Origin of the sequence: Sphaerisporangium sp. NPDC088356 (assembly GCF_040685555.1) — a bacterium.
Classification (GTDB): domain Bacteria; phylum Actinomycetota; class Actinomycetes; order Streptosporangiales; family Streptosporangiaceae; genus Sphaerisporangium.
On the sequence record NZ_JBFBIK010000253.1, the window covers coordinates 1 to 2,388 of the forward strand.

Below are 2,388 nucleotides of genomic sequence, written 5' to 3' on the forward strand. Positions count from 1 at the left end.
TGGGCACGTCCACGCAGCGGCCGGAGGCGACGCCCTTGATCGGTCCGCTACCGCCGCCAGGCGGGGGAGTCGGAGTGGGGGTCGGAGTGGGCGTCGGGGTCGGGGTGGGCGTGGGGGAGCTCTGGTCGAGGCCGAGGAAGGAGATGGCGTAGGCGAGCTGACCGCTCATCGGCAGTTGGTGGCCGACTCCGCTGATGCTGATGCCCTCGATGGTGGCCTGGGTGCCGGTGTTGCCGTACCGGGTCCGTGTCCAGCTCGATTGCGGGTGGTCGGTGAACGCCGGGGTTTGGGAGAGCCCGCGCAGGTTGGTCCACTGTTTGATCTCTTCGCCGAAGTTGGGGTAGGCGAGGGTGGTGTCGGTGGTGCCGTGCCACAGTTGTATCCGCGGGTAGCCGCCGGTGTACCCGGGGTACATCGCCCGTGCCTGGTCACCCCATTGCTGGGCGGTCTTGATGAGCTGGCCGCCGGAGCACTGGCTGTTCCACAGTGATCCGTTGGTGGTGGCGAAGCACCCGGCGGGTACGCCGGAGAAGGCGGAGGCGGCTGCGAACACGTCGGGGTACTGGGCGGCCAGGACGTTGGTCATCATGGCGCCGGAGGAGAAGCCGCTGACCACGATGCGGGCCGGGTCGACGTTGTAGCGCTGCCGGGTGTAGGAGACCATCGACATGATGCCGGTGGAGTCGCCGCCGCCGTCGCGCCTGAGCGCGGCAGGGGTGGACACGTCGAAGCACTTCTCGCTGCGGGTGGCCTCGGGGAGCACGATGATGTACCCGTACCGGTCGGCCGCGGTCACGTAGTCGTGCCCGTTACCGTTGAAGATGTCGCCGGCCGATCCACCGCAGTAGTGGACCAGGACCAGCAGCGCCGGCCGCGCCGCGACCCGGTCCGGGACGTACTGGTACATGTTCAGGTTCGTCGGGTTGTTACCGAAGCCGGTCACCCGGGTCAGCGACGCCGCCGCGGCGGGCCGGGCCGCCAGGAACATGCCCGCGAGCACCAGGGGTAACGAGGCCGCCGCGAACAGGGCTCTGAGCCTACGCTTCACGCTTGGTCCTTTCGTCGTACAAGAGATGTGCGATGACGCCGTTGCGATGGTGGCCGGGCGGCGGGGGTACCTCCCGATACCTGTCACAGGCGCTGTGGCTCCTTGGCAGCCCCGAGCACTGTCCCCAGCGCCACCGCGGCCACGGTCAGGGCCGCCGCGGTGAACCGTCGTCTCCACCTACGCATGCTCAATCCCCTCGGGCGGCTGCGAGCAGGTCCAGTCAACAGCCATTGTTATCGCTAACATGTCTGGATTCGACTTTCTCAACGACGAACGCCTTGAGGTGGCGCACCTTTGCGGCCGGGTCCGGCGCACGGCCGGGCTGCCGGCTGTTCCCTGTGGGCTACGCCATCGCCGCAGGGACGTGACAGATGCGTTGGCTCTCCGTTTTGCGGATAGCCCATCAGAGATCGGCGACCGTGAGGGCGGATCGCAGGGATGTGGTGTCCATCCGGATCTCGCCGCACCCCGGTCAACGGCGCACTTTATGGGTGAGGATGATTGTTAACGCTAACATTGAGGGTACGGGTGGTGTTCCCCTCTCCGTCGGGTGGCTGGAGATGGTAGTGGGGCGAAGCAAATACGAGGCGGCATGGTGTCGTCAAGGGGCTGAGTGGGAGTCTTCCGGCGGCCGCCGTGACTGAGGGCGGCTCACCTGGCTTATCAGAGGTGGCCGCACCGGCCCGGTGAGGACGTGGTGATGGAAGTTTCATCGATGTGTCCTCGGGTGGGGTGACAAGACGAATGTGTTCCATCCCGCCGCGGTCCGCAAACTTTCAGGAGCTGGTACGGAGGTTGAAGTACGTGCCAGGCCGCGTACGCACAGCAGGGGGTCGAAACTTTCTGAGCGGCCTTGACACATTTCGGATAAGTTTCCACACTGAGTCCCCAAGGCGGCCTTCCCCGCCAGTTGGTGGCCTCGGCAGGGGTCGCCATTCGCGACGCCCTCGTGGTGTGCGTTCCCGTTCTGGTGCGCGGCGTCGAATTCGCGGGATGTCTCCGCGTGTCCCCCCTTTCCCCGTGAATCAGTTATGGAGGCTCAGGCATGGGCTCTACCGTCTTATCCCCGCCTGGAACCCGTCGATCCTTCCGTGGTTTGCGCCGGGCCTTGGTCGCCGGCGTTGTGGGCATGCTCGGCGCGGTCACGGCGCTGACGGTGACGGTCCCCGCCGGCGCCGCAGAGAGCACGCTCGGCGCGGCGGCCGCGCAGAGTGGCCGGTACTTCGGCACCGCGATCAGCGCCGGCAAGCTCGGCGACTCGGCCTACACCACGATCGCGAACCGTGAGTTCAACATGGTGACGCCCGAGAACGAGATGAAGATCGACGCCACCGAGCCCC

General features: G+C 66.8%; 2 protein-coding genes. One reads left to right on the plus strand and one right to left on the minus strand.

Annotation, left to right across the window (positions count from 1 at the left end; translation table 11 throughout):
* The coding region (locus AB0O34_RS36645) for a PHB depolymerase family esterase (protein ID WP_363923585.1) at positions 1 to 1,048 on the minus strand (1,048 nt) is incomplete at its 3' end.
* 1,108 nt (positions 1,049 to 2,156) lie between these two features.
* Here AB0O34_RS36645 and AB0O34_RS36650 point away from each other — a divergent pair.
* Positions 2,157 to 2,388 (plus strand): endo-1,4-beta-xylanase (locus AB0O34_RS36650; protein WP_363923587.1); only part of this gene is annotated, 232 nt, incomplete at its 3' end.